General features: G+C 55.7%; 1 pseudogene. It reads left to right on the top strand.

The window, feature by feature from the left end:
- Nucleotides 1–71 precede the first annotated feature (71 nt).
- A pseudogene (locus ACOCD2_RS23190) lies at nt 72–803 on the top strand (IS3 family transposase); the annotation flags it as partial.

The following is an 803-nucleotide window of genomic DNA, read 5'->3' on the forward strand; positions in this document are numbered from 1 at the left end:
CCGTAAGCTTCCCCACTAGGTGGACACCTCATTAGTAGAGACTTCTGGCATTATGACCCCAGGAGGTACTGATGAGAAAGTCACGATTTACAGAGACACAGATAGTTTCGATCCTGAAGGAGGCCGAGAGCGGCCTGGCGGTCAACGAGGTATGCCGCAAGCACGGCATCAGTTCAGCGACCTACTACAAGTGGAAATCCAAGTATGGGGGACTGGGTGCCTCTGAGCTGAAACGGATCAAGGAATTGGAGGCAGAGAACGCCAAACTGAAGCGGATGTTTGCCGACATGGCGCTGGAAAACACGGCGCTGAAGGACCTGATCGAAAAAAAGCTTTGAGGCCGGTCGACAAACGCGAGGCCATTGGGTATCTGGTCGATACGCATGGTCTCTCCGTGCAGCGGGCATGCCGGAGTGTCGGATTGTCTCGATCGGCCTGGTACAAGCCGTTGGTTGACTGGTTGGAGCGGGATCAGGAACTGGCCGAGGCGTTGAGCGAACTCGCCAACAGCAAGCCGGGACTGGGCTTTTGGAAGCTGTACCGACGCCTGCGGCGACAAGGATATTGTTGGAACCATAAGCGTGTCTGGCGCGTGTATTGCCTGCTGAAGCTGAATCGTCGTCGGCGAACGAAAAAGCGGATACCTGCCAGAGAGCCTATGCCGCTGAGGGTTCCGGAACGCCCCAACCAGGTGTGGTCAGCCGATTTCATGAGCGATGCGCTGTATCACGGCCTGAGGTTCCGAGCCTTCAATGTTCTGGACGACTTTAACCGGGAGGCCCTTGCCATTAAAATTGATACCT

This window comes from Thiolapillus sp., assembly GCF_048562965.1.
GTDB classification, from domain to species: Bacteria; Pseudomonadota; Gammaproteobacteria; order Chromatiales; family Chromatiaceae; genus Thiolapillus; species Thiolapillus brandeum_A.